The organism is Sphingomonas chungangi (genome assembly GCF_013778325.1).
GTDB lineage: Bacteria > Pseudomonadota > Alphaproteobacteria > Sphingomonadales > Sphingomonadaceae > Solisphingomonas > Solisphingomonas chungangi.
In genome coordinates, this window is record NZ_JACEIB010000001.1 from 560,937 (window position 1) to 584,384 (window position 23,448).

Genomic DNA, 23,448 nt, shown 5'->3' on the forward strand with positions numbered 1-23,448 from the left:
ACCGGCCGATGGATTAGATGACGCCATTGGCCCTGAGCGCGGAAATCTGTTCGGCGGTGAAGCCGAGTGTCGCACGATAGACTTCGTCATTGTCCGATCCGAGCGGACGGCTCAGATGACGCACTTCACCCGGCGTCTCGGAGAATTTGGGTACCACGCCCGGCACGCGAGCGTTGCCCAGCGTCGGATCCTCCACATCGATGATGTTGCCGCGCGCGAGGACGTGCGGATCCTGGAAGATCTGGGCGATATCGAACAGCTCGATGGCAACGACGTCGCCCCGCTCGAAGATGCCCAGTACGTCGTCCGCCTCGCGCGCGCCGATCCAATCCGCGATGATCGCTTCCAGCGCGTCGGCATTGCGGAAACGCTCCGCATTCGTGTTGAAGCGAGGATCGTTGGCAAGCCCCTCGCCCCCGACCGCGATGAGAAGCCGCTGCGCCGTTTTTTCCGAGGAGACGGCGATGGCGATCCATCGTCCGTCGCTGGTCTCGAACGCTCCGCGCGGCGCGGCGCCCGGCAGGCGGTTGCCCATGCGTTGGGGAATGCGGCCCAACTGATCGAAGCTGAGAACCTGATCCTCCAGAATGCGGAACAGCGGCTCGTACAGGCTGATGTCGATCATCTGCCCCCGGCCGTTCCCGTGATCGCGATTGTAGATCGCGAACATCACCGCGAAGGCTCCGAACAGGCCGGTGATGTTGTCCGCCAGCGGCAACGAGGCGAGCGCCGGCGCACCATTGGCGGGGCCGGTGCGCATCGCCAGGCCCGACAAGCCCTCCGCGACCGTGCCGAAGCCGGGCCTGTTGGAATACGGGCCGTCCTGGCCGAAGCCGCTGATCCGCAGGAGAACCAGCTTGGGGTTGGCGGCTTTCAGCTTGTCCCAGCCCAGTCCCCATTTCTCCAAAGTGCCGGGCCGGAAATTCTCGATCAGGATATCGGCGTCTTTCACCAGACGCAGCAGGATCTCCGCTCCTTCCGGTTTGCCGAGGTTGAGCGAGAGGGCCGTCTTGTTGCGCCCAGACACCCGATGCCAGAGCGAGATCCCGTCCTTCAGGGGATTGAGCGTGCGCGCAGGATCTCCGGCGCGAGGATCCTCGATCTTGAGCACATCGGCCCCGTGATCGGCCAGCATCGAACTGGCCATACCGCCCGCCACGATTGTCGAGATATCGACAACCTTCAGCCCGGCGAGGGCGCCCGCGTTCATCGGGCGACCTCCGCCTGGAGTATGACGGAATCGGACAGCAGCCGATCGATCTCGTCGTTGCCGAACGCCGCCTCCGTCAGGATTTCCCTGCTATGCTCGCCGAGCAGGGGCGCATGCCGATCGAGCCGACCCGGCGTCCCGTGCAGTACGGCGGGGGGGGTGATCTGGGGGGTCGCACCCAGCAAGGGATGGTCGAGCTGCTGGATCACGCCGGCCTGCTGGATATGCGGGTGATCGAGGATCTCGCTGAACGTATAGACGGGGCTGAACAGCACCTGCCTCTCGCGGAAACGCCGCTCCCAATAAGCGGTGGGATGCTGGATGAAACGGGCCTGCAGGATTTCCGACAGTTCGCGATGCGCCTCAAGCCGATCGGAATTGGTGGCGAATTCCGGCCGTTCGCCGAGCTCCGGCATCTCGACCGCCTCGCAGAAGCGCGGCCACATGACGTTGCCGCCGTTCCACACGCCGGCGACGACGAAGCCGTCCGATGTCCGCCACACCTGGTAGGGCATCACCACCGAGTGCGCGCCGCCGTTGCGCCGGGGCTCCTGTCCCGTCGCCCAATGGGTCGCGAGGCGGGTGGTCAGCGAGGTGAGCATCGCGTGCAGCATCGATATCTCGATGAGCTGGCCCTCTCCCGTCTTGGCGCGCGCGAGCAGGCCGAGCGTGACCGCCTGCACCCCGATCATGGCGGCCGTGAAATCCGCCATCGGAACGCCGACGAGCACGGGTCCGCCATCCTCTTCGCCCGTCACCGACATGATGCCGGACATCGCCTGCACCACCGGATCGGTACCGGGGAATGGCTCCAGCGGCCCGCGCCCGAACGCGGAGATCGATACGTAGATCAAGCCGGGGTTGATCTGTCTCATGGCTTCGTAGCCGATGCCGATCTTGTCGGCGACGCCGGGCTTGTAGTTCTCGACGAGCACATCGGCGGTTTCGACCAGCTTGCGGATGATCTCGATACCGCGCGGGCTGCGCATGTCGATCGCCAGGCTGCGCTTGCCGCGATTCCACATCAGATACGGCGCGCTGACCTTGCCCTGGACCAATTCCCCGGTCGTCCTGCTCGCATCGCCATCCGGAAGCCCTTCGATCTTGATCACGTCGGCGCCGTAATCCGCCATGAAGACCGTCGCGTAGGGCCCGGACATGTGGCGGGTGAAATCGAGAATCCTTACTCCATCCAGCGGCGCTATCACCCTGCTCACTCCTCATACCATCGTTTTCTCGAGCAGTGCGGGGCTCCCGATCGACCCTTGCGCACCCCCCTATTTCGTTATAACCATAATACTGAATATGAGGTTGTCAACCGAGGTCGGTCGATCATCGACGCGGCGCCGCCCATCGGCCTGCTGGCGATGAATGATCTGAAATATCAAATATGTGAGTGAGGTAATGGTCAGGATATGCTTCTCGGAGACCGTCCTCCCGGCCGCGTTCGGGAATCTGGTTCCCGATATCATCGCGAACGTTCCGGGACCTCTCGTGCGTGGCTTGCCATGCTCATGCTGATGACGCGTGGATCGAGCTCCTGCCTGCCGAGACGCCGGACGAAGACGACATGTCGGAAGAATCAACGCCCAGCGGCAGGCCGTGCTGCCAGATCCGCATCGCGGACACGCGGGGCGGTTTGCGCGTCCATATTCCCGCAATGCAGCGCTAAAACGGCCCAAGCGCACTGAAAGAAAGGTCTCCCAGATGGAATCCCAGTCCGGCGAATGCCCGTTTAGGGTCGAAGATTTTTCCTTCCCGTCTCCCGAGGTGACGAAGGATCCCTTCCCCTTCTACAAGGCGTTGCGATCCCAAAGTCCGGTCTTCCGCAACCCGGAAACGGGAGACTTTCTGGTCTCCCGCCGCAAGGACATCGATTTCGTCCTGAAGAATCCCGAGATATTCTCGAACCGGAACTACCTGGCCGATCCGCGGATGGCCGGCGAGAGCCGGCGCTATCTCGATACGCCGCCGCCCATTCCCGGCGATGCGATCCAGACCGTGTTCAGCCTTACCATGTCCGACCCCCCGGAACATGGCATCAAGCGCCGGGCGCTGCGGAGCCTGGTGAATCCCCGCTATGTTCGGAACTGCGAGGAAACGCTGGAGCGCATCGCCAACGAACTGATCGATGTGTTCATCGATCGCGGAGAGGTCGAACTGCGCAAGGAGTTTGCCGATCCCCTGGCCCTGCTGACGATCTGCGAACTGGCGGGCTTCCCGCCCGAGGATCGGGCGACGTTCCTGAGTTGGAATCGGATCGGCACCGGTCACGGCCGACGCTTCCTCACCGAGGAGCAATTGCAGGCTCAGGACAAGGATATTCCCGCCCGCGACGCCTATTGCGAGGCGATCATCAAGGATCGGCTGGACAATCCGAGGGACGACTTCCTCACCGAAGTCGTCCATGCGCAGGTGGCGCGCGACGGCGCGCTCAATCTGCCCTATCTGACCGCCGAGATCGGGCTCATCCTCACCGCCGGCAACGAGACGACGTCGCGCCTGATCGCGAATGTCATGCGGCTTCTCATCGAGCATCCGGATCAGCTTGCTCTGCTGCTGGCGGACCGCGCGCTGATTCCGGGGGCCGTGGACGAGGCGCTTCGTTTCGAATCCCCGACGCAATGGACCTCGCGGTTGGCTTTGGAGGATACCGAGATCGATGGCATGCCGATCCCCAAGGGATCCTATGTGCTCATGCTCTTCGGTTCGGCGAATCGCGACGAGAGCTGGGGTGATCCGGACGTGTTCAGGGTCGATCGGAAGCGCGGGCCGGATCTCATGGCCTTCGGCGGCGGTATCCATCGCTGTCTCGGCTTCCCGATCGCGCTCGCCGAAGGGCGGATCGCGCTTTCGGTGCTGCTGGACCGGTTGAAGAATCCGCGTTTCGCATCCGGACATGAAGCCGACCGGGAAAATATCGACAATTTCCAGAAGCGCGTGCCCAAGGAATTGCACATCGAGTTCGATCGATGAGCGAGCCAGCTGATCCGGCCCCGGTCGGCGCGGAGATCCAGATCGCGGTCCACGACGCCCTCGCGCGCTATGCTTTCGCCTACGACATGGACCAGCTTCATTTGCTCGAAGCCTGCTTTGCCGAGAATGCCGAGGTCTGGTTCTCGACGGGACAGCTAACCGGCCGGGACGCGGTGCTGGCGGAACTGTGCCGACGCCGATCGGGCTATCGTCCCCGCGAGGAGACACCCTGGCATATCATCACCAACATTTTCGTGCGGAGGGAGCAGCAGTCGGGCGAACTGCTGGCGACGTCCTATTTCTCATTCGGCGTTCATCGCCCCGGGCAGTCGATGGCTGTCACTAAATACGGGCGATATGACGACGTGTTCGTATTCGAGCAGGATCGCTGGCGCATAGCGAGGCGCCGGATCGTTCCGCTCGGACAATGATGCACTGCCCCTGGCCATCGTAGTTCGCCATTCGGTTTCCGCGAACGCGCCATAACCGCGCACATTTCTCGATCGGTGAAGGTTTCCGAAGCGAGGGCTTCAAATCATATGGACAGAGCCGACAGAATCAGTATATCTATAATAATAAATATAACGATGTTGATGGGGAGGCGCGAATGAAGACGGTTCGGATGCTTGATGTCGTTCGGCGGCAGAGGCGGATCACGCTGGAGAGCGGGGCTGCAGGCCTCGCATTGTTGGCCCTAGGCCAGCCTGCGCATGCCCAGAGCGTCGATGCCGCGGCGGCTCCGCCTGCTGCCGATCAAGCGGCGCCATCGGCCGGAACCGCAGGCAATGGTGACAGCATCGTCGTGACGGCCCGCCGCAAGAGCGAGCGCCTCGAACGCGTGCCGGTATCGGTATCGGCCTTCGGCTCGTCGGAGCTGGCGGTGCGCGGCGTGACGCAGCAACAGGACCTTCAGAAGGCCGTTCCCGGCCTGGTTCTGCGCGGTACCCAGAACGCCAACCAGCTGAGCTATTCGTTGCGCGCGCAAAGCATCGATGCCTTTTCCGGCTCGCATGCCGCGGTGCTGACCTATACGAACGACGTCCAGATCACGGACCAGACCGCCAGCTCGTTGTACGACTTGGAATCCGTGCAGGTGCTGAAGGGACCGCAGGGCACGCTGTTCGGCCGCAACGTCACCGGCGGCGCCGTGCTCTACAATACGGCGAAGCCAACCAACGATTTCGGTGGATCGCTGACCTTCAAGCTGGGAGATTACAGCCTTCGCGAGTTTCTGGGGTCGGTCAATGTCCCAATCGTGCAGGACAAGGTCCTGCTGCGCGTGGCCGGCGATATCGTTTCTCGTGACGGCTTCCAGCACAACAGCGTGGATGGCCTCGACTATGGGTCGCAACGTCGCCAGTCCGGACGGGTGAGTCTGACGCTCCAGCCGGTCGACGGCCTCAAGAACCTGACTGTCTTTGAATATGACCGCAGTCGGGGCACCAACGTCAACCCGATCGCCTGGTCGGCTTATGCGTGCGGTTCGCCGCCCCGCAACGGCGTAGTGCTCAAGACGTCGGCGGCATGCTTCTTCGGCCCGAGCCTCGATGCCACCATCAAGCAGCCCGGCGCCTGGGATCGCTATCTGGCGACCCATCCCAATGCGCCGGCGGGCGGTCTCATCGCCTTCATCGAGCAGCAGCGCTCGCACGATCCCTGGCACATCAGCATCGACGCGCCGAACTTCCACATCGGCAGCTCCTATTTCGTCACGAATACGACGAGCTACGATCTGACCGGTGACCTGCAGATCAAGAACATTTTTGGTGCGGCAAAGTCCCATAGCCACGACGCGCAGGATAAGGACGGATCTCCCTACGGAATCCAGGAGCAGAGCAACGGCCGCGGATCGATCGGCAACAAGATCTTCACCGATCAGCTTTCGGACGAGTTGCAGTTGCTGGGCAAGGCGTTCGATCGCAAATTGGATTTCGTGATCGGAGCCTATTACGGCTACGAAAGGGACGACAATTATCAGGACTCGGAATCGTTCGATCTGGTCCCGGTACGGCCCGCGCCGGCGGTAGGCGATACCGACTACCGGACCGGTTCCTGGACCCAGGCGATCTACGCGCAGGGCACCTACAATCTCGCTTCGCTGACCGGGGTGCAGGGGCTGAGCTTCACCGGCGGCTTCCGCTACAGCTGGGATCAGGAGCATATCAGACCCTTCCCGCTGTCCCGCTATGCGTCGGGTGCACCGGAGGGAGCGCATTTCGCCGCGCCGAGCTGGCAGGTCGGCCTCGAATATCAGGCCAATCCCAATCTGCTGCTCTACGTCGAGAGCCGGGGAAGCTGGCGCGCCGGCGGGTTCAATGGATCCTCCCCGCCGGTGCCGGTCACCGCTGCCAGCGGCGGCAATCTTTTCCTTTCGGAAAAGACCCACGACGTCGAGGTCGGCGCGAAGTTCAACGGCCGTCTCCTCGGCCTCCAGAGCCGCGTGACGCTCGCGCTCTACAACCAGTGGATCAGCAATGTTCAGCGCTCGATCTATCTGGTCCTGCCGAGCGGCCTCTCGGCCATCACCACGAACATTCCCGAGGCGGAGGTGCGCGGCATCGAAATGGATGCCGAGACGAATCTCGCCCGGTGGTTCCAGGTGGGCGTCACGCTCGCCGTGACGGATGCGAGATATACTTCGCCCAGCGTCGCCCTGTTCGGCCAGACGTTTACCGCCGGAACCTACGCCGATACGCCGAAGGTTTCGGGAAGCCTCTATGGGCAGTTCAGTGCGCCGTTGCCCAACAATCTCGGCGACTTCACCCTGCGGGGCAGCGTCTATGCGCAAGATGGGCAGTATTTCTCCAACTTCGCCGACACTACCAACCCCGATGCCAAGTTGCCGCACTACAAGCTCGTCGATTTCCGGGCCGACATCCACAACATCGGTGGAACGGGCCTGAGCCTGGCCGGCTTCGTCAAGAACGCGTTCAACAAGCCCTATTACATCGGCGGCACGCCGCTCGGCGCGGCGCTTGGCCTGAACGTCGCGCTTCCCGGCGAGCCCCGGACCTTCGGTATGGAACTGGGTTACAAATTCTGACCCCGAGCATGAGGATCAAACGAATGACCGTCTCCTTCCGGCGTGCCGATCGCCACGCGTCGGCACCGCCGGAAGGATCTTCCAGCCGGGGGGAGGCTCTCCGCACCGCCTCGCGCCGCCGCTTGTGATCATGGCCGCGACAGATTGAGATGCGACCGACCCTCATGGCGCTGGATGACGTATCGCGCCGGATGCAGCGCGGGCACCGCGTCTATCTTCAGGGAGCCACCGGCGAAATCCGAGGTCTGCAGGCCGCCTTTTCGATGTCCCCTGACCGGTTGGCCGGGGTTCGCCTGGTCAGCGGCCTCGTCCCGGGAATGAACAATTTCGATTATAGCGCGATCCACCCCGAAACGCGCGTCGAGTGCTTCATGTCGGCTCCGCATCTGCAACGCTCGATCGCCGAGGGCCGCACCGATCTCCTGCCGCTTTCCTACAGCCAGGTTGGCCGGCACATCGGCTCGACTCCGTTCGATCTGGCGATCGTATCGGTGGCGCGCGCCCCCGGAGGCGGCTTCTCATTGGGCGCCTGCGCCGATTTCGGGGCGTTGGCCGTCTCGGGTGCGAAGCAGGTGATCGGTGTCGTCAATACCGCAATCCCCTGCCCGCCGCGCAGCCATCGACTTTCCGCCGACATGTTCGATGCCGTCGTGGAGATTCACGAACCGCTCGCCCCCCCGGAAGCCGGCACCGTCGCGTCCGAACTCGCGAAGATCGGGAAACTGGCCGCGGAGCTCATCCCCGATCGCGCTCATATTCAGACCGGGATCGGCTCGGCCCCGGCGGCGGTCTGGCAGGCGCTCGGGGGACATCGCGGCCTCACGCTCCGGTCCGGCATGGTGACTCCGGACTTTCTCGATCTCCATCGTCGGGGAGCCATGGCGGAGACCGGGCATGTCGCCGGCATCTTGGTTGGAGACGGCGATTTCGCCGCAACGCTGGCGGAGTCGGATCTCGTCGCGTTCGCCGATGTCCGCATCACGCACGACACGGCGAGGCTGGCCGCACTCGACCGCTTCGTCGCGATCAATTCGGCGCTGGAGATCGATCTCTTCGGCCAGGCGAACCTCGAATGGCTGAACGGCCGCCAGGTCAGCGGCGTGGGCGGCTCCCCCGATTTCGCGCGCGCCGCCATGGCGAGCGAGGGAGGGCGATCCATCCTGGTGCTTCAGGCAACGGCCCGCGGGGGTGCCTATTCGCGCATCCGCCCACGGCTGACGACCCCGGTCTCGCTCGGACGCCTCGATGTCGATGTGGTGATCACCGAATTCGGCGTCGCCGATCTGCGTCTCGCTTCGATGGACGAGCGTGCCCGTGCGCTGATCGCGATCGCCGCACCCGCCCATCGCGAGATGCTCGCGGAAGCGTGGGACGGAGAAAGACGGGCGGCACAGGGAGCCGGGAATGTTTGACAAGTTCACGCTGCGGGCTTTGCCCGACGAGGATGAAGCCATGCGCGGGCCGCTGCGGGCGCTGATCGCGGCGCGCATCGCGAATTTACCGGCGGATCGGCGAGCCCGATCGTGGCTCGGCTTCGATCGGGACCTCAGCCTGGCGCTGGGCCGCGCCGGCTATCTCGGGCTGACGCTGCCGCGCCGCTATGGCGGCCAGGAAAAAAGCGCTTATGCTCGCTTCGTCGTCGCAGAGGAGCTGCTGAGCGTCGGTGCACCCGTAGCCGCCCACTGGATTGCCGACCGCCAATCCGCTCAGCTCATCCTCCATTTCGGCACCGAGGCGCAACGGGAGGCCTATCTTCCGGGCATCTGCCGCGGCGAGATATATTTCTGCATCGGGATGAGCGAGCCGGGCTCGGGATCGGACCTGGCGAGCGTGCGCACACGTGCAGAACGCTCGGGCGACGGCTGGCGGCTGAACGGGCAGAAGATCTGGACCACCTTCGCACAGCACGACGATTACATGATCGCGCTGGTCCGCACCTCGGGCGGCGCCGCCGACCGGCAGCAGGGCTTGTCCCAGTTCATCATCGACCTCAAGGCGCCCGGCGTCACTGTCCGGCCGATCGTCGATCTGACCGGCGATGCGCATTTCGCCGAAGTCTTCTTCGAGGACGTGGCGCTTCCGGCCGAAGCGCTGATCGGCCAGGAAGGCGCTGGCTGGGCGCAGGTGACCGCCGAGTTGGCGTTCGAGCGCAGCGGCCCGGAGCGCATCTTCTCCAGCATCGTGCTGCTGGACACGTGGATCGCCCATGTCCGCGAAGTCCGTGCGAAGGATGTGGCGGCCACCGCCCTGATCGGCCGGCTCTGCGCGGAGCTCGCGACGCTGCGTGCCATGTCACTGGCGGTCACCGCACAATTGGTCGAAGGCGAATCCCCGGTGATCGAGGCGTCGCTGGTAAAGGATCTCGGCACTGGCTTCGAACAGTCGATCCCGGCCCTGATCGCCGACGATCTGGGGAGCCACCCCGACGAGACGGTTTCGCCTGAACTGGCCCGCACGCTCGCATTCGTGACGCAAATCGCACCGAGCTATTCGCTGCGGGGTGGCACGCGCGAGATTTTGAGGGGCATCATCGCCCGTGGCCTGGGGCTTCGCTGACATGGACGATATCACCTTTCTCGAACCGTTCGAACGCCTGCTGAAAGATCTGTCATCGCCGCGGCAGGTGCGCGCGATCGAGGCTGGCGAAGATGGCCATGCGCTGTGGTCCGGCATTGCCGAAAGTGGATTTCTCGACGCGCTGATGCCCGAAGCGAGCGGCGGTGCGGGGCTCGCGCTGCGCGATGTCGGCTTGCTCGTCGAAGCGCTGGGCCGGTATCTCACGCCTTTTCCTGTCGCGGAAACGATGGTCGCGCGCGCACTCCTCGCACAGGAAGGGATGGCCATGCCGGACGGCGCAATCCTGCTTGCCGCGATGTCCGGCGATGTCGCCCGGAACGTTCCGCTCGCGCTGGTCGCCCGTCACGCCCTGATCGATACGGGATCCGCCATCGTTCTTCAGGAGATCGATCGCGATGCCCTCCCTCGTCCGAGCGTTCACGGCGGTCTTGCCGCCGATATTCGCTTGGCTGATCCAATCCTCACGTTGCCGAGACCGTTGCAGGGACTGCGCGCGATGCAGGCCGTGCTGGATGCAGCCAAGATGGCCGGCGTCGCCGCCCGGCTGCTCGAGATGACGGTGGCTTATGCCAACGAACGCGTCCAGTTCGGCAAGCCGATCGGCAAGCAGCAGGCGATCCAGCAACAACTTGCCATCATGGCCGAAAAGACGGTGATGATGCGCATGGCTGCCCGGATCGGAACCGGTTGCGCCGAATGGCCGAGTCTCGCCGCTGCGGCGACGGCCAAGAGCGTGACGAGCGCCGCGGCCGTGGATGTCGCCGCGATCGCCCATGCCGTCCATGGGGCGATCGGCATCAGCGAGGAGCATGATCTGCAACTTTACACCCGCAGGCTCCAGGAATGGCGGGTCGCGAACGGGTCCGAAGGTTATTGGCAGCGCCAGTTGGGAGACATTCGGCTGGCGCACGACGCTTCCTCCAGCGCCGCGTTCGCTCGCGCCATTCCGCCCACGGCCTGATCACTACGGAAAGGCAAGTCATGTCCGATCTCATTCTCGTCGAGCAGCAAGATGCGGTTCGCACGTTGACGCTCAACGCGCCCGAGCGCCGCAACCCGATCTCGGATCGGCCGATGATCGATGCGCTGGTGGCGGCGGTGACGGCGGCCGACGTCGATCCCTCGGTCCGCGCGGTGGTGATCACCGGGGCGGGCAGCGCCTTCTCGTCCGGCGGCGACATCACGAAGATGGCACCGGGCGGTGGCTTGCGCGACGCGCTTCCGGTGCGAACTCGAGCCAACTATCGCGAAGGCATTCAGCGGCTGCCGATCCTCTTCCAATCGCTGGACGTACCGGTGATCGCGGCGGTCAACGGCCCGGCGATAGGAGCGGGCTGCGATCTCGCCTGCATGTGTGATTTGCGGATCGCCGGCGAAAGCGCGACGTTCGCCGAAAGCTTCGTCAAGGTGGGATTGATCGCCGGTGACGGCGGTGCCTGGCTGCTGCCGCGCATCGTCGGCATCTCCAAGGCGACCGAAATGGCGCTGACGGGCGATGTCATCGACGCCCGTGAGGCGTTGAATTGCGGGCTCGTCTCGAAGGTCGTGCGGGATGGCGAATTGTTGGCGGCCGCAGACGCGCTCGCCCGACGCATCGCAGTCAATCCGCCGCACGCCGTTCAGATGACGAAGCGGCTGCTGCGGGAAGGGCAAACCGCGTCCCTCAACGGCTTGCTCGAGCTATCCGCCGCGATGCAGGCGCTCGCCCATGCAACCGCAGATCATGAGGAGGCAGTATCTGCATTCATCCAGAGGCGCCCTCCGGCATTCAGTGGGAACTGAGGCTGTTTTGCGACGCCGGGGAGCGCGGAAGCTTACGGTTGGCAAATGGGAAGGGTTCGGAACGTGATCCCAAACCGGCCTTGGCGCCTCGTCGATCATTCGCTTCGACGCGCCGATAGGTCGCTTTTGGCATGAGCGGACGGTGGCCGGACTTGATTCGAGCGAACGAAGGTCGTCGCAAGCCGCCGAGCCGTCAACAGACAGAAGCCCATTGTAGCTTTCTCGTCCCCAGCCACCTAACCTTCTCGAGGTCGCGGTGGTGAAGGAATTGCTGATCTTCTGATCGCTTCGCGATCGAGGCGAGATCGTTGTGATCAAGTTCGAAATCGAAGATCGGCGCTCCTTGCGAACGACTTCGGGATGGTTACGACGCCGCGCTGTTTTGGCCACCGCAGGACGACCGGCGCGATGCTCGATGCTCATGGTGCCGGGCAGGGTGGTCGGAGAACGGCGCATGAGCAGGATGCTGACCGCGCGCGCATCGCGCCAATCAGGGCGGCGCCGCCGATTGCACTGTCCCTCGCGCTGCAGGTCGTTTTCGAGCTTCCCAAAGCTGCGCTCAGGTGACCGGCCATGGCAGGGCCCTCGTAAAATCTGCTTTGCGAAGAGGGAGGTCGAGGGGATCGCAATGTCCCGGAGAGTGATCTTTCGGTGCCATCAGAACAGGTGCCCGTCTGGGAAAGATTGGGATACTTCATCGCTCGCACGACCGCGTACAACGAGGCGTTCACTCATGGGTGCAAAGTGCACCCCTTAGGGGAATGGACGTGTTTTCACCGGCTTGGTGAGTGTGGTCGGGGAGAGAGGATACCCGACCTTACTCGCGCACTCATTAAGTATCTGATTTTACATCAGAAATCCCAATACTGCATAGGCATGGGACCAACAATGGGTACAAGCGTGGGACTCACGACGCAAGTGATCTTGCGCCTGTTTGAGACATGCGCCTCGACAGGGCGCTGACACCCGCATCAGCTTGTCGACGATCTCGATTTCCTCGTGGCTCCAGTCAAACTGACAGCCGCCCTCCGATGTGTCAGGCGACTCCAAGTTCAAATTAAGGAGGAGATCCCTGAGCACGAAAAAGTTCGCGCGCTCAAAACCGTGACGTCGAAAATGTGGCAAAACGGACACATGCGCTCGACATAATCTCTCAGGATCAATTTGTCCTGGACGCGAACGAGCAGAATCGCAATTTCCCGACCCTAGCGGAGGGCGGAGTGGAAAAGCGATACTACATCGATCTCTTCAGCGGCTGTGGAGGATTGTCCCTAGGCCTGCGCAAGGCAGGCTGGACTTCACTCTTCGCTGTCGAGGCGCATGCCCACGCATTCGAGACCTACAAGGAAAATCATCTCCGATCGCCTGAAGAATGGCCTGCTTGGCTCCCGATCGCGCCAAGTAGGATCGAGAACCTGATCTCGGATCATCGCCGAGAACTGCGAGGACTCGCCGGCTCGGTTTCCCTCGTGACAGGCGGCCCGCCATGCCAAGGCTTCTCTACGGCAGGGAGGCGCCGCGCCAACGATCCGCGCAACGCGATGGTCCGGCATTACCTAGACTTCTTGAAACTAGTTGAACCGGAACTCGTCCTTCTCGAGAACGTCCGCGGCTTCACGACTATGACGCATGAGACGGGCGGAAGCTACGCGCAGTTCGTTAGGGCCGAGTTGGAAAGCCTCGGCTACCGCGTGTGGTCCGAACTGCTTATGGCCTCCGAATGGGGCGTGCCCCAACGTCGTCCCCGCTATTTCGTCATTGCAGCCCGGGGCCCGAGGCTACGTGGCATTGACCCCTTCCTTCGACTAAGAGTGGCCCGCCGAACGTTTCTTGAGACCCGGGGGCTGCCCGTAGACAGGGAAGTGACGACCGAGGAGGCCATTGGAGATCTAGTAACCGCGGGAAAACGACTGGTTGCTTGCGATGACGGAGGCGTGGGCGGATTCCAGCAGATTGCCTACGAGCCTTCGGCAAGGCCGACGGCCTATCAGGCGCTCATGCGTGCCACTGCCGACGGACCTCCGAATGGTCTTCGACTTCCTCGGCATTCCGAATCTACGCAAGCGCGTTTCCAGACGGTCCTCGCGACATGCAAGCCTGGACGACCACTCGATGTTGGTGACCGCGAGCGTCTCGGCATGCTGAAACGCTCGTTTACCCCGCTCGCGGCCGATCAGCCGTCGTGCACGGTTACAACCCTACCCGACGACATGCTGCACTATTCGGAACCCCGCATCCTCACCGTTCGCGAGTGCGCGCGGTTGCAATCCTTTCCTGACACCTTTGAGTTTCGTGGACCCTACACGACGGGTGGCCTTGGCCGGGCTTCCGCATGCCCTAGATACACGCAGGTCGGAAATGCGGTGCCGCCGCTGCTCGGCGAGGCGATCGGTGAAATGCTACGGGGCCTGATCGATCGTCGGTCTGAGCTTTTCGATCAGCGCGACGAAATTCCCAAGGTGGTTTGCTAAATCCTTTCTGATCTTCACGAGCGCCGCCTTGTTGATTTCCACACCCCCCTTCGAGCGGATAACCCAGCCTGCATCTTCGCGCTGCTCGACGTTGTGGCCGAGGCTGTTGCGAGGCTCGATGACCTCCTTCAAATAGTTGCGGAGGATCAATAGCTCCGGTTCGCAATGGGGATGGGTGGCGAGTAGATTGCTGACGGCGTCGCTGGCGGCGCCATATAGAACCATGCTCGTCACGGACCGGCTCGACAGCCTTCCCTCGAGATCGGTCAGCTTCTCATATCGCTTCCGCGACGAACTGGCGAAGCCATACACCTGATCGTCGATCGCCTTGAGTAGTGCGACCTGCTCCTCTTGACTCATAAGTGCATAGGCATGTCGGATGACGTCACGCATGTGATCGTCGCCGCGCCCAGCCGAAACGACCGCAAGACCGCGCATGGCTTCGAGCCTCGAAAGACGCTCCACCACAAATCCTACATGTTCGATCAGCTTGCCGCGTAACTCCCGCCGGCCGGCGCAGTATACGCCGTCGATAGCCTGCTGCTTGACCCTTTCCCGAAGGACATCGGTCGGCGTGCCGCTGTAGAATATGATATCCGTGAAGCCGAAGCTGTTCCGCACTCGCCGGGCGACTTCGTCTCCCTTCGGTTGGCCCTCGCCGAGGTCGTAGTCCACGACCACAAGGTCATACTCGTGGAATTTCTCCTGTTGATCTGCCAGATGATCGAGACGCGAGGCGTCCGCCTCCTCGTCTACAACGAGCCCTAAGCCGTGTTTCGCGAGCTCGCGCTCCATTGCGGTGATGCCCGCACGCACGTCTGCCATCTGGTTCTCGAACCAGAGGACCCTGAATTCAAGCCTCAACCTCTGCCCCCTTCGCCTTCGACGGACGAGGCAGGCGGATTAGGAAACGCGCCCCTCCAGCCTCGTAGGTGGGATCGAGTCCAATCGATCCCCCCATCGCGGTTATGACCTGAGTGGCATGGTATAGCCCGAGCCCGGATCCCGAAGCAGTTCCACTGTAACCCTTCTCGAATATCCGTGCACGGTCGACCTTTGCGGCATCGACGCCTCTGCCATTGTCCTCGACTAGCATCTCCAGGCCGAGGGCTTGCTTGACGCGTCGCACCGTGAACGAGATATGCGTGGCCTGCGCCTTGCGCGCGTTGCTCAAGAGATTGTCGAGCACGATCGAGACGTCGATTGGCTTGAATCGCGTGACGAGCTTGCTCTCGCCCCGGTCGAACGTCGCAAACTGGCCACCCTCGAACAACGATGCCACGTTCGATACGTATTCGTCCATGAACTGGATCAGGTCCGCCTCGATCCAGTCGGCATCCATCTTGAAGTTGGCTTGGGTCGCGAACCTCGTCACGGCGAGGATCCGGCTGTTCTGGAAACTGATCTGCTCCAGATCCGCAGCCAAATCGACGGGATCGATAGGATCGCCATCGGCAATTGCGCGCAAATTATTCGCGACGGCATCCTGTATTGCAGTGGCGTAGATGATTACTTGATGATGGAGGAGCGTGAGCGTCTCGCTGTCCCGTGCTTCAAGGCTCGTCAGTAGGAGGGCACGTTCCCGTTCCTGCTCGTATTTCCGTTCGAAGACCTCCGCGCGCTGGACGGCCGCGCGAGCGGCTGCCTCGGCGGCAGTCCGTTTCCGGCTCTCGGCCTCAGCCTTCTTCTCCGCTTCGGCGGCCGCCTCTCGCAATTGTTCGAAGCGTCGGCGCGACCGCTCGATTCTTTCTAATAGACCCTGATCCCCGGTCTGTTCCGCGACGACGGCAAGCCCTTCCATCGCCCTCTCGAACTCCGAGGCTCTGTCGCTAATGGTATCGATCAACTCTCGATCGTAATCGAGGAGGCGCACGCCCTTCCTGCCTGCCAGGAGCCGAACGACCTCGATGATCCGTGAACGCGCTTGTTCGGACGAAAGGCCGCTGGTGTCTGAGCGATCGGCATCCAAGGTGTCCGCCCAGGTCACGTCCACCACGTATTTCTCGAGCCGTGTAAGGAGGTGGCGAAGGACGAACTCGTCGAGCTCCTTGGTTCGTGGACTCTCGACCAGTCCCGTGTCCCGGCTCGACGCCTCCCTGAAGACCGCGACAGGCGCCACGATGTCTATCCTACCAAGTAAATCGCGCGTCCCGAGATAGCGGGCGTAGCCCTGCTGCTTCCGCCGATCGATTCCGAACTCGTCGTTCTCCTCCTCGCCAATCGGAAAAACCCGGAAACCGTTGAGGAAAAGGAATACCGATCCGAACTTCACCGGCTCGATTCCCATCCGTCTGGTGAAGGTGCTCTTCGCGCTGCGATTGAGATAGAAGAGGTCCGCCGAGATATGGGCGTCATCGAGCAGTTCGTAGGGATTATCCTCCTCGATCTTGTAGATGAGCCTGTCTCGATCGTGCAGGGTCGTAGCGATCTTGCCGTTGACCAAGTCCACGGTCAGGCGTGTCGTCTTCCCTTCCAACACCTCCATGATTGAATTCGAGATGATACCATTGACGGTTGGATTGCCCTTGGCGCGATCGACCTCGTCGGCCGCCTCCTCGCTTCGCGCATGGAGATGGATCTCCATGTCCTCCGGTGGCGCAAACGGATCGACCAGCTTGGCCAGATAGTCGCGAAGCTGGAGCAGCTTCTTGCGCGACCAATGTTCGCGTAGGTCGCCTATCGCCAGTATCGTGCCTCCATCCGACAACGCGCGGATGTGAGGGACGTCCGGGAGCGATCGAGGAGCGGTCATCCGGATGCCGATCTCCGCGAACTCCTGCTTCGGATCGATCTCGAAGTCGCTCCAGTCAATTTCGAGCTTGTGGACCACCTTGGTGCCCGACTGGCGCGAGAAGAGGTCGAGTGCGCTGCCTAGCCGATCGCAGGAGAAGCGGCCGATCCCCTTGTTGCCGGCATAGCCACGCCTCAGCGAGATCCGGTCCCTAAACCCCTCCGGAAGATCGTCGTCCTCTTCACCAGTGCGCTTTGCGGAAAAGGCTACGAACAGCCACTTGGAAAGGATGTCGTTCCTGGACATTCCCTTTCCGTCGTCAACGATCCAAAGCCCTCCGTCGTCGAATACGATATCTACCCGTTTCGCATGCGCGTCGAAGGAGTTCTTGACGAGCTCAAAGACCGCAACGAAGTCGTTGGTGATGAGGTCGCGTCCGATGATATCCTTCAGTGACGAGCTGATTCGAAAGTGTTGCGGTCCCGCCTTGTTCTCCATGGCCCGATAGTAGCAGTCGCGATGCGCGAGTCGAGCATGGAGCCGGAAGCGAAGCGGAGCCTGATGGCTCGGTTCAAGGGCAAGAACACTCGACCGGAAATCCTCGTCCGCCAGCTCCTTAATCGATCAGGCTATCGTTTCAGGTTGCATCGCCGAGATCTTCCCGGGACGCCAGATATCATCCTGCCCCGGCATCGGATCGCGATCTTCGTGCACGGCTGTTTCTGGCATCATCACGAGGGATGCCGCGTTGCGAAGGTTCCCGCGTCTCGATCGGAGTTCTGGCGAACGAAATTCGCCACCAACAAGGAACGCGACGCGCGCAACGAAGCCTTGCTGGAGAAGGCTGGCTGGAAGGTCATCACGATCTGGGAATGCGAGGCGCGAGGTGATCGCCTCGAAACCCTTCTATCTGATCTGGGACTTCCGCCGAACACCCAGGAAACCTCTCGCTCCGGCGCCTGATGCGTCCGGGCGATGGAAGGCCAGCACGATCGACGCGATCATGCAGCTCTGGTCATAGGCCCTTCTCTTGGTCGAGGATCCCTGCTGACGGCGCCACCCACATGGAGCTACTCGCTCTCGAAGGAAGTGCAGGCTCTGGAGGTATTATAGACCAGCCGAATACATACGACTGCTCGATCGAAATCAGCCTGCTTGTCAGGCTCGATATGCGGCCGGAACGCCTCGATGACATCCGGAAGGTTGCGCGCTGCCAACAATTTTGAGCGGAAGGCGGTCCTATCGGCACAATCATCTGACGCATTTAGGCGCTGGTTCGCCCGCCATGCGATCTCGAGAAGTCCATCGAGAATACCTTCGAGCAGCAGGATCGGCTCGCTCTGCATTGCCGAACGGTCGGCGATGGCCAATCGCCGCTCCATATCGGCGCGTGCCTTACTGGCCTTTTCGCGGAAGCGCGCTTGCCGCTCAGCTCCCGAACTGACCATATCGCTGCCTCGCTCTATTGGGGCGTCACGTAACGACGCAAGGTCGTTACGTGACGGACTGTTGATGGTGAAATCGACATCACAATACAAGGTTGCCGCGCACGAGATCACGCATCCGACAACGCAAACTCGATGGTGAGTTCGGCGAGCCTCGCCTCGGCGCGCTCGGTGCCGCGGGCGAGGTTGTCGCTGGGCCAGCCGGCACGCCGGACGAAGCGCCCGCTTTCGCAGGCATAGTGACCGTGGCGTCGGCCGACGCCCCGCGGCACGATCACAGCGCGCTCGTCGCCCTTGGCCATCCAGAGTTGCCCGAACTGGAGCCGGATCAGGTGACCGAGGTCCATCGAGATTCCGATCCGCTTGGGGCCGCTCTCGACATCAGCAGGATCGAACACCGCTACCACCGCGTCGCGGCCGAGTGCGGCGGTCGCCTGACAGCATGCCTGCACCGGCGCTGGATCGAAGCCGATGAAGCTATGGTAGATAGCGGGGTTGGTCATCGCCTCTTTGCGGCCTTCCAACAATATGATCAATGCGCGCATGCTCGCCTGGGTGGGGTTGATGTCGAAGTCCATCTCGTCGTCTCCGTTCAGACCGCCAAAGGCCTTTTCCTCCGGCTCCCGGTCCTCGACCGAGCCCTTCACCACCATCCTCCTTCCTGTGTCCGGCTCTGCCGCAGCGATGAGCGGGACAGCCGCACCGTCCCGCCCTTGAGCCTGTTTCGATCAGACGAGGCGCCTGCGCCGCTGCCACGCCGTGCGGATCACCTCGCGGCCACGATCGCTGCAGAAGGGTGTGATCCGCGTCGAGAAGCCGAGCCGCCCGTCGATCGCAAGCGTGCTGAGGCAGAGATGGCCGTGCAGAGGATTGCCACTCCCGGCCCGTGCCGGCGCATGGACGACCGCGACCACCGCGCCGCCATGCGCCTCGACCAGTTCGCGCGCGACGCCGCGCAATTCCTCGCGGAAGACATGGAGGCGGCTGGCATCCGGATCGGTGATCGTCGCATAGCCCAGCAGCGGCGTGGCACCCGCCGCGTCCCGCGCGATCTCGCGATCGATGCGCGCGGCGAGCAGCACCGCATCGGCGAAGCTGTCGTCCACACCGACGGGTGCCAGCGTCTCGGCCCAGGCTGCCGTGACGGCCTGGAGGTCGGGGCTCCAGGACGGCCGCAGCTTGGCGGCGACGAAGGCCGAGGCGCTGTTGTCGTATTCGCGATAGCGGGAGCGCAACACGCCCCACATCACACGGAGGCCGACGGCGCCGGGCGGATCGCCGATCAGCGGGAGCTGGCTGTGCGGATTGGTCGGATCGGGCTTCAGCGTCGCGTTCAGCAGCACGGCCCTATCCGGGAGCGCGGGCAATGCGGCAGTGGCTGCCGGCACGGTCTTGCGCTTGGCCATCACAGCGCCTCCGCCACGAGCATGGCGAACTCGGCATCGAAGGCCGCGAGCGCCTCATTCTCCTGATACGCGGAGAGCAGGGGCGAGCCGAGGTCGCACCACAGCATGCCATCCTCGATCCAGAACCACATGGGCTTGCCACGATAGCGGCCGAACAGCACGAGCTCACCGCCGGGCGTGCGCGCGAAGCGGAAGCCGGGGTGCGGCAGCATCATCCACGAGGTGGCGATGCCGACGTCGACCGTCAGGCGGCCGTCCGCCTCGATTTCGATGAAGAGCGTGCTGCGCCGTTCGATATCGGCATAGTCACCGGATGACGGCGGCGCTTCGCCAATGTCCGTGACGGCGATGTCGAATCCGTCGGGCATAGTGCCGCCGTTGGCGGCCGTGATCATGCGCGCGAGCACGACGCGCGCGGTATCGGAATTGATCCTGGTGTTGGTGGTCATAAGTGGTTGGTCCTTGCTGGAGTCAGGCTCCCCTTCGATTTTCATCGTCCCGGCGAAGCCGACCCCGTTTCCGCCCTTCCCCTCTGTTCCTTCTGTTCTGCGGCCGTCAGCGGTTGTGGCCGACGCGGCATCAGCGTGTTTCCGGCAGCACCATCCCACGTGCGAGGCGGTGGACGATGCGCCATCAAGCCCGTCGACCATGACCGTGCCCGGCTTCCGGCCATTAAGCGCGACCTGAGGCGTCTCGATCATCTCGCGGACGGCGCGGGCTCGTGCCCGAGCCGAATCTCGAACCGGAGGAGGGTTGCGCAGAATAGGGCGAGCCGCTCCCGCTTGGCATCGTCGAGCGGTAAGGCATCCAGCGACGCGGCCTGCCCGGCTTCCAAGCCAGCGACGGTCTCCGGCGAGAGGCCAACGATCTGCTCCAACATGTCGAAGGAGAGGCCGTTCCTCGCGAGCAGCCGCATGGCGGCTCGCCGAGTGGAGCGTGCGGCACGGTCATCGTCCGCCCCGCAGGCGGCGCATCGCCCGGATCGTTTCACGGGCGGCACGCGTGACGCCGTCGCTGCGATCGTCCTCATCAAGGTAAGGCGATTCTGGCGTGATCGTCAGCCCGCAGGCGTCTAGCAACACGGACGGCCCTGCGCCATCCGCAGGCGGCACCAGCCAGAGGCTGCCGTCCCCATGGCGGTAGCCGCACAGCGACCAGAGCATCCGCACCGAGCGCGTGCGCCCAGCCACGACGTCGATTGTCACCTCGTCGAGCAGTTCCGGGGCGAAACCATGTCGGATGATGACGACATCCATCTTCTCGATCGTCGCGACCGAGATCATGGCGGCCCTGAACACGGGCAGCGTATTGATCGGCGTCGCGCAGACTAGCGTCCGAATGCCGGGCATGGCGAAGCAAGGAGCGGGCAGCGACCAAGTCGGTTTGAGGAGGGCGGTGTCGGTCGCGCCGAGCGCCGCGAGCAGCGGTCGGAGCAGGACGAGCGACGTCGGCGAGACGAGCTCGATTGCGTATTCGGGCATGGAGGGAGCCTTCGGCCATGAGGATCGCCGGGCGATTGCCCGGGTCAGGCCGTGCGTGACTTTCATCTCGCTGCCGGCTTCACCGGCCGCGCATTCACCCTTTTACAATGCTCCTACCGTCGCCTCGTAGATTGTTAGATGCTGGTCCACAAACTGCCTGTCTTGGCTGCCATTCGTGAGAACGACCTTAAACTTCGGCTTGTTGACAACTCAGACTCGCTCGGGCGGACGGCTTTTGCAGTCCTACTGCCTGACGCATGGTGTATGGAACCGCCCAGTCGCGACGGAGCAGCGCCAAAATCACGTTTACCGAAGGGTGGAAGATGGAACCGAAAAATAATGCGGAAAAACACCGGCATTTGGAATGGGCAATCCAAGCGCGGTTCAAAAACCTACAATGCTGCCTTAGACTTTTGCGCTTATTGCAGGACAACCCTGTATTCTGGCGCACGCAGGATCGATCGGCTGCGGCGCAGGAACTAATTTCGGTCGCTTTCTCCCTTTGGAGGGCCGCCTTCCTCGCGGATAAGACTGGGAAACGCGAGCAAGTTTTCGCGCACGGCGTCAGTTTTTTAGAGCGTATAGTTGAAGACAACGCAATTGCATATTCTCAAGACAAAAGTTCACGCGAATGGACATTCAATTACTATACGAAGAATGCTCGGTATTCTTTAGAATATATTCACAAAAGATTTCCTGATTTCACAATAGAGTATAAAATTATGGCGAAGAGGAAGCCAAAAGAAAGATGGATGTATTGTCATGAGTTATTGGATGGTGCCGTCGATAAATTCGAAAAAGAAATCGATAATTTACGCGAAAAAGCGGCAATCTCTATCGCAAAGAAGGATCGGAGAAGAACGGTGAAAGAGCAGAGGGCAACGGTTAAAGCCATAAAAGCTGCTGCTAAGTCATAGATATATATCGACCTGTGATCCTGCTTCCGAGCTGTCCGACTACCGGCTCATCCAGAACCTGCTAATATAGTTCATGGAACTGCCGAGGCCGTCTTATGGTGCGGAGCGTCAAGGCCTAGCGGAAAGCAGAATAACGGATTGAGATTTAGCTTGATGTGCGCGTGTCATTAGACACTCACAACACCGCTATCTCTCTTAGATAATCGAAGATAGTATCTTTCATAAATGGGGGTGTCGATGGAAAATAGTCATAACGGACCGGTTGACTCGTCATTGCATGACTTGATACGGCGAACTAAGATAACCTCGGACATTAGATTTCAGGCGGCTCTCCGTCTCACCACTCGCCAACAGGGGTCAACCTACGGCATTTCTTGCCTGTCTTTATTTGTGATAGCATTATCACTTTTGCCAAACATACTTTCTCTTCATGGATATCAGAATCAAATCCTCCTCTCATGCTCTATTGTCCTATCCGTATTTATTATTTTTACTAGTATTATTGATGGGGCGCAGAATTTCATCCATCAGGCCGAACTTCTTCGGGAATGCGCACGCGTGGTTGAGAAAGTCTATCTTGAGGCACGACAGATCGACCTAGGCGCTGAATCTAACTTGATATCGCGGGTCGACGATCTGCGCCGCCAGTATCTCAAAGCGCTTGATGACTGCCCCATCAATCATGATCATGTTGACTATCTGTTACTGAGAGCTCGAGAGCCGCGACTATTTCAAAGCGTGAATCAAACGGAGAAGAACGATGTATCTCCGTCTCGATTGGATCGCTCCCGCGACGCAGTTCGGAGAGTTGGAAGATTGACCTGGGCGCTAACGCTGACGCACAAGTGGGCCGGACCTTATCTGCTTGCTCTCGGTGGCGTCTCGATCACAGTGTGTCTCTTCGTCATCAAGGGAAGCCCGTGGAGCGGAACCCAATAGAAACTCCCCTTCGACCGATAAAAGTTGCGCTATCGGCCATTTCTAACGCGCGGATTGATAGACCCCTTAGAGTAGGCGATCGGCGAAATCGGCCGTCGGCATCCAGCAGATATCGCGCCGGCCAAACAGTCGGTAGCGATTGCGCGCAATCCAACGATAGGGCGGGTCGCGGAGCCAGCGCGGGATCAGGCGCAGTGCGCCGGCAATCCGCCAAGGCCAGCCGAGACCGGTATAGATGGCGAGCACCGCATCGCTGTCTCGTAGCGCGGTTACGCCCTCGACTACTATGATCGTGTCCGGATTGTCCGGATCGATCCCGTGCCGGCGAAACAGTGCCGCGCCCACCTCGCCCTGCATCGCGGCCAATCGGAACCGCCGCGCCTTGTCGTGACGCAGCACGAACTGCGCATTGGCCGAGCACAGCACGCACTGGGCGTCGAACAGGATGACGGGATGTTCCATGCCACTTC

The 23,448-nt window shown here is 61.9% G+C and carries 22 protein-coding genes; 11 read left to right on the forward strand and 11 right to left on the reverse strand.

Going from position 1 to position 23,448, the window contains the following annotated elements; all coding sequences use genetic code 11:
* Positions 1 to 13 precede the first annotated feature (13 nt).
* Positions 14 to 1,210 (reverse strand): CaiB/BaiF CoA transferase family protein, encoded by a 1,197-nt coding sequence (locus HZF05_RS02850; RefSeq protein ID WP_160365088.1) that lies wholly within the window; start codon positions 1,208 to 1,210, stop codon positions 14 to 16.
* Positions 1,207 to 2,418 carry a CoA transferase gene (locus tag HZF05_RS02855; RefSeq protein WP_160365089.1) on the reverse strand — a complete coding sequence of 404 codons (1,212 nt, stop codon included), beginning with the start codon at positions 2,416 to 2,418 and terminating at the stop codon, positions 1,207 to 1,209. Before HZF05_RS02855 ends, HZF05_RS02850 begins: the two co-directional genes overlap by 4 nt.
* A gap of 499 nt (positions 2,419 to 2,917) precedes the next feature.
* On the opposite strand from HZF05_RS02855, the gene HZF05_RS02860 reads away from it, so the two are divergent.
* From HZF05_RS02860 to HZF05_RS02895, 8 genes are all read left to right on the forward strand, one after another.
* Entirely contained in the window at positions 2,918 to 4,186 is a 1,269-nt protein-coding gene (locus HZF05_RS02860) for a cytochrome P450 (RefSeq protein WP_160365090.1), read from the forward strand.
* Complete coding sequence (locus HZF05_RS02865) at positions 4,183 to 4,617, forward strand: nuclear transport factor 2 family protein (protein ID WP_160365091.1); 435 nt, start codon at positions 4,183 to 4,185, stop codon at positions 4,615 to 4,617. The genes HZF05_RS02860 and HZF05_RS02865 overlap by 4 nt, the downstream gene beginning before the upstream one ends.
* 176 nt (positions 4,618 to 4,793) lie before the next feature.
* Positions 4,794 to 7,229, forward strand: coding sequence for a TonB-dependent receptor (locus HZF05_RS02870; protein ID WP_160365092.1), 2,436 nt, complete (start codon positions 4,794 to 4,796; stop codon positions 7,227 to 7,229).
* Positions 7,230 to 7,378: 149 nt separating this feature from the next.
* Positions 7,379 to 8,641, forward strand: a complete 1,263-nt coding sequence (locus tag HZF05_RS02875; protein ID WP_160365093.1) for an acetyl-CoA hydrolase/transferase C-terminal domain-containing protein — start codon at positions 7,379 to 7,381, stop codon at positions 8,639 to 8,641.
* Positions 8,634 to 9,785 (forward strand): acyl-CoA dehydrogenase family protein, encoded by a 1,152-nt coding sequence (locus HZF05_RS02880; protein ID WP_160365094.1) that lies wholly within the window; start codon positions 8,634 to 8,636, stop codon positions 9,783 to 9,785. The genes HZF05_RS02875 and HZF05_RS02880 overlap by 8 nt, the downstream gene beginning before the upstream one ends.
* A gap of 1 nt (position 9,786) precedes the next feature.
* Entirely contained in the window at positions 9,787 to 10,767 is a 981-nt protein-coding gene (locus HZF05_RS02885; protein WP_160365095.1) for an acyl-CoA dehydrogenase family protein, read from the forward strand.
* A gap of 20 nt (positions 10,768 to 10,787) precedes the next feature.
* Entirely contained in the window at positions 10,788 to 11,588 is an 801-nt protein-coding gene (locus HZF05_RS02890; protein ID WP_160365096.1) for a crotonase/enoyl-CoA hydratase family protein, read from the forward strand.
* 1,220 nt (positions 11,589 to 12,808) lie between these two features.
* Positions 12,809 to 14,059 carry a DNA (cytosine-5-)-methyltransferase gene (locus HZF05_RS02895; RefSeq protein WP_160365097.1) on the forward strand — a complete coding sequence of 417 codons (1,251 nt, stop codon included), beginning with the start codon at positions 12,809 to 12,811 and terminating at the stop codon, positions 14,057 to 14,059.
* Here the strand turns inward: HZF05_RS02895 and HZF05_RS02900 are convergent.
* Both HZF05_RS02900 and HZF05_RS02905 read right to left on the reverse strand, forming a co-directional pair.
* Positions 13,988 to 14,923: a response regulator gene (locus tag HZF05_RS02900; protein WP_181638776.1), complete on the reverse strand. Its 936-nt coding sequence runs from the start codon at positions 14,921 to 14,923 to the stop codon at positions 13,988 to 13,990. The two genes, HZF05_RS02895 and HZF05_RS02900, sit on opposite strands and share 72 nt — an antisense overlap.
* Positions 14,913 to 17,288, reverse strand: a complete 2,376-nt coding sequence (locus HZF05_RS02905; protein ID WP_160365099.1) for an ATP-binding protein — start codon at positions 17,286 to 17,288, stop codon at positions 14,913 to 14,915. The genes HZF05_RS02900 and HZF05_RS02905 overlap by 11 nt, the downstream gene beginning before the upstream one ends.
* Before the next feature lie 36 nt (positions 17,289 to 17,324).
* Here HZF05_RS02905 and HZF05_RS02910 point away from each other — a divergent pair, with 36 nt between their 5' ends.
* The gene (locus HZF05_RS02910; RefSeq protein ID WP_160365100.1) at positions 17,325 to 17,753 is read left to right on the forward strand and encodes a very short patch repair endonuclease; all 429 of its coding nucleotides are present in this window, start codon (positions 17,325 to 17,327) and stop codon (positions 17,751 to 17,753) included.
* Between the two features lie 107 nt (positions 17,754 to 17,860).
* Here the strand turns inward: HZF05_RS02910 and HZF05_RS02915 are convergent, their stop codons facing one another.
* The 6 genes from HZF05_RS02915 to HZF05_RS02940 form a co-directional block, all read right to left on the reverse strand.
* On the reverse strand, positions 17,861 to 18,160 hold the full coding sequence (locus HZF05_RS02915; RefSeq protein ID WP_160365101.1) for a hypothetical protein: 300 nt from the start codon (positions 18,158 to 18,160) through the stop codon (positions 17,861 to 17,863).
* A 185-nt stretch (positions 18,161 to 18,345) separates the two neighbouring features.
* A complete protein-coding gene (locus tag HZF05_RS02920; RefSeq protein ID WP_160365102.1) occupies positions 18,346 to 18,882 on the reverse strand; it encodes a hypothetical protein in 537 nt (178 codons plus the stop codon).
* A gap of 81 nt (positions 18,883 to 18,963) precedes the next feature.
* The gene (locus tag HZF05_RS02925; protein ID WP_160365103.1) at positions 18,964 to 19,641 is read right to left on the reverse strand and encodes a hypothetical protein; all 678 of its coding nucleotides are present in this window, start codon (positions 19,639 to 19,641) and stop codon (positions 18,964 to 18,966) included.
* Positions 19,641 to 20,342 (reverse strand): hypothetical protein, encoded by a 702-nt coding sequence (locus tag HZF05_RS02930; protein WP_160365104.1) that lies wholly within the window; start codon positions 20,340 to 20,342, stop codon positions 19,641 to 19,643. Before HZF05_RS02930 ends, HZF05_RS02925 begins: the two co-directional genes overlap by 1 nt.
* Positions 20,339 to 20,557: a hypothetical protein gene (locus tag HZF05_RS02935; RefSeq protein ID WP_160365105.1), complete on the reverse strand. Its 219-nt coding sequence runs from the start codon at positions 20,555 to 20,557 to the stop codon at positions 20,339 to 20,341. The genes HZF05_RS02930 and HZF05_RS02935 overlap by 4 nt, the downstream gene beginning before the upstream one ends.
* Before the next feature lie 31 nt (positions 20,558 to 20,588).
* Positions 20,589 to 21,122, reverse strand: a complete 534-nt coding sequence (locus HZF05_RS02940) for an MBL fold metallo-hydrolase (protein ID WP_160365106.1) — start codon at positions 21,120 to 21,122, stop codon at positions 20,589 to 20,591.
* Positions 21,123 to 21,379: 257 nt separating this feature from the next.
* Between HZF05_RS02940 and HZF05_RS02945 the strand changes: the two genes are divergently transcribed.
* Together HZF05_RS02945 and HZF05_RS22365 are read left to right on the forward strand one after the other, a co-directional pair.
* The gene (locus HZF05_RS02945) at positions 21,380 to 22,039 is read left to right on the forward strand and encodes a hypothetical protein (protein ID WP_181638777.1); all 660 of its coding nucleotides are present in this window, start codon (positions 21,380 to 21,382) and stop codon (positions 22,037 to 22,039) included.
* Between the two features lie 237 nt (positions 22,040 to 22,276).
* Positions 22,277 to 22,978, forward strand: coding sequence for an SLATT domain-containing protein (locus tag HZF05_RS22365; RefSeq protein ID WP_160365108.1), 702 nt, complete (start codon positions 22,277 to 22,279; stop codon positions 22,976 to 22,978).
* A gap of 66 nt (positions 22,979 to 23,044) precedes the next feature.
* Here the strand turns inward: HZF05_RS22365 and HZF05_RS02955 are convergent, their stop codons facing one another.
* Entirely contained in the window at positions 23,045 to 23,440 is a 396-nt protein-coding gene (locus HZF05_RS02955) for a thiol-disulfide oxidoreductase DCC family protein (RefSeq protein WP_160365109.1), read from the reverse strand.
* Positions 23,441 to 23,448 lie beyond the last annotated feature (8 nt).

What these genes read in the sequence shown, in the direction of transcription:
- HZF05_RS02850 (WP_160365088.1), bottom strand. Translation starts at nt 1,210, where the DNA reads ATGAACGCGGGCGCCCTCGCCGGGCTGAAGGTTGTCGATATCTCGACA.
- HZF05_RS02875 (WP_160365093.1), top strand. Translation starts at nt 7,379, where the DNA reads ATGCGACCGACCCTCATGGCGCTGGATGACGTATCGCGCCGGATGCAG.
- HZF05_RS02870 (WP_160365092.1), top strand. Translation starts at nt 4,794, where the DNA reads ATGAAGACGGTTCGGATGCTTGATGTCGTTCGGCGGCAGAGGCGGATC.
- HZF05_RS02910 (WP_160365100.1), top strand. Translation starts at nt 17,325, where the DNA reads ATGGAGCCGGAAGCGAAGCGGAGCCTGATGGCTCGGTTCAAGGGCAAG.
- HZF05_RS02890 (WP_160365096.1), top strand. Translation starts at nt 10,788, where the DNA reads ATGTCCGATCTCATTCTCGTCGAGCAGCAAGATGCGGTTCGCACGTTG.
- HZF05_RS02930 (WP_160365104.1), bottom strand. Translation starts at nt 20,342, where the DNA reads ATGATCGAGACGCCTCAGGTCGCGCTTAATGGCCGGAAGCCGGGCACG.
- HZF05_RS02880 (WP_160365094.1), top strand. Translation starts at nt 8,634, where the DNA reads ATGTTTGACAAGTTCACGCTGCGGGCTTTGCCCGACGAGGATGAAGCC.
- HZF05_RS02905 (WP_160365099.1), bottom strand. Translation starts at nt 17,288, where the DNA reads ATGGAGAACAAGGCGGGACCGCAACACTTTCGAATCAGCTCGTCACTG.
- HZF05_RS02925 (WP_160365103.1), bottom strand. Translation starts at nt 19,641, where the DNA reads ATGGCCAAGCGCAAGACCGTGCCGGCAGCCACTGCCGCATTGCCCGCG.
- HZF05_RS02860 (WP_160365090.1), top strand. Translation starts at nt 2,918, where the DNA reads ATGGAATCCCAGTCCGGCGAATGCCCGTTTAGGGTCGAAGATTTTTCC.
- HZF05_RS02945 (WP_181638777.1), top strand. Translation starts at nt 21,380, where the DNA reads ATGGTGTATGGAACCGCCCAGTCGCGACGGAGCAGCGCCAAAATCACG.
- HZF05_RS02955 (WP_160365109.1), bottom strand. Translation starts at nt 23,440, where the DNA reads ATGGAACATCCCGTCATCCTGTTCGACGCCCAGTGCGTGCTGTGCTCG.
- HZF05_RS02935 (WP_160365105.1), bottom strand. Translation starts at nt 20,557, where the DNA reads ATGCGGCTGCTCGCGAGGAACGGCCTCTCCTTCGACATGTTGGAGCAG.
- HZF05_RS22365 (WP_160365108.1), top strand. Translation starts at nt 22,277, where the DNA reads ATGGAAAATAGTCATAACGGACCGGTTGACTCGTCATTGCATGACTTG.
- HZF05_RS02865 (WP_160365091.1), top strand. Translation starts at nt 4,183, where the DNA reads ATGAGCGAGCCAGCTGATCCGGCCCCGGTCGGCGCGGAGATCCAGATC.
- HZF05_RS02885 (WP_160365095.1), top strand. Translation starts at nt 9,787, where the DNA reads ATGGACGATATCACCTTTCTCGAACCGTTCGAACGCCTGCTGAAAGAT.
- HZF05_RS02940 (WP_160365106.1), bottom strand. Translation starts at nt 21,122, where the DNA reads ATGCCCGAATACGCAATCGAGCTCGTCTCGCCGACGTCGCTCGTCCTG.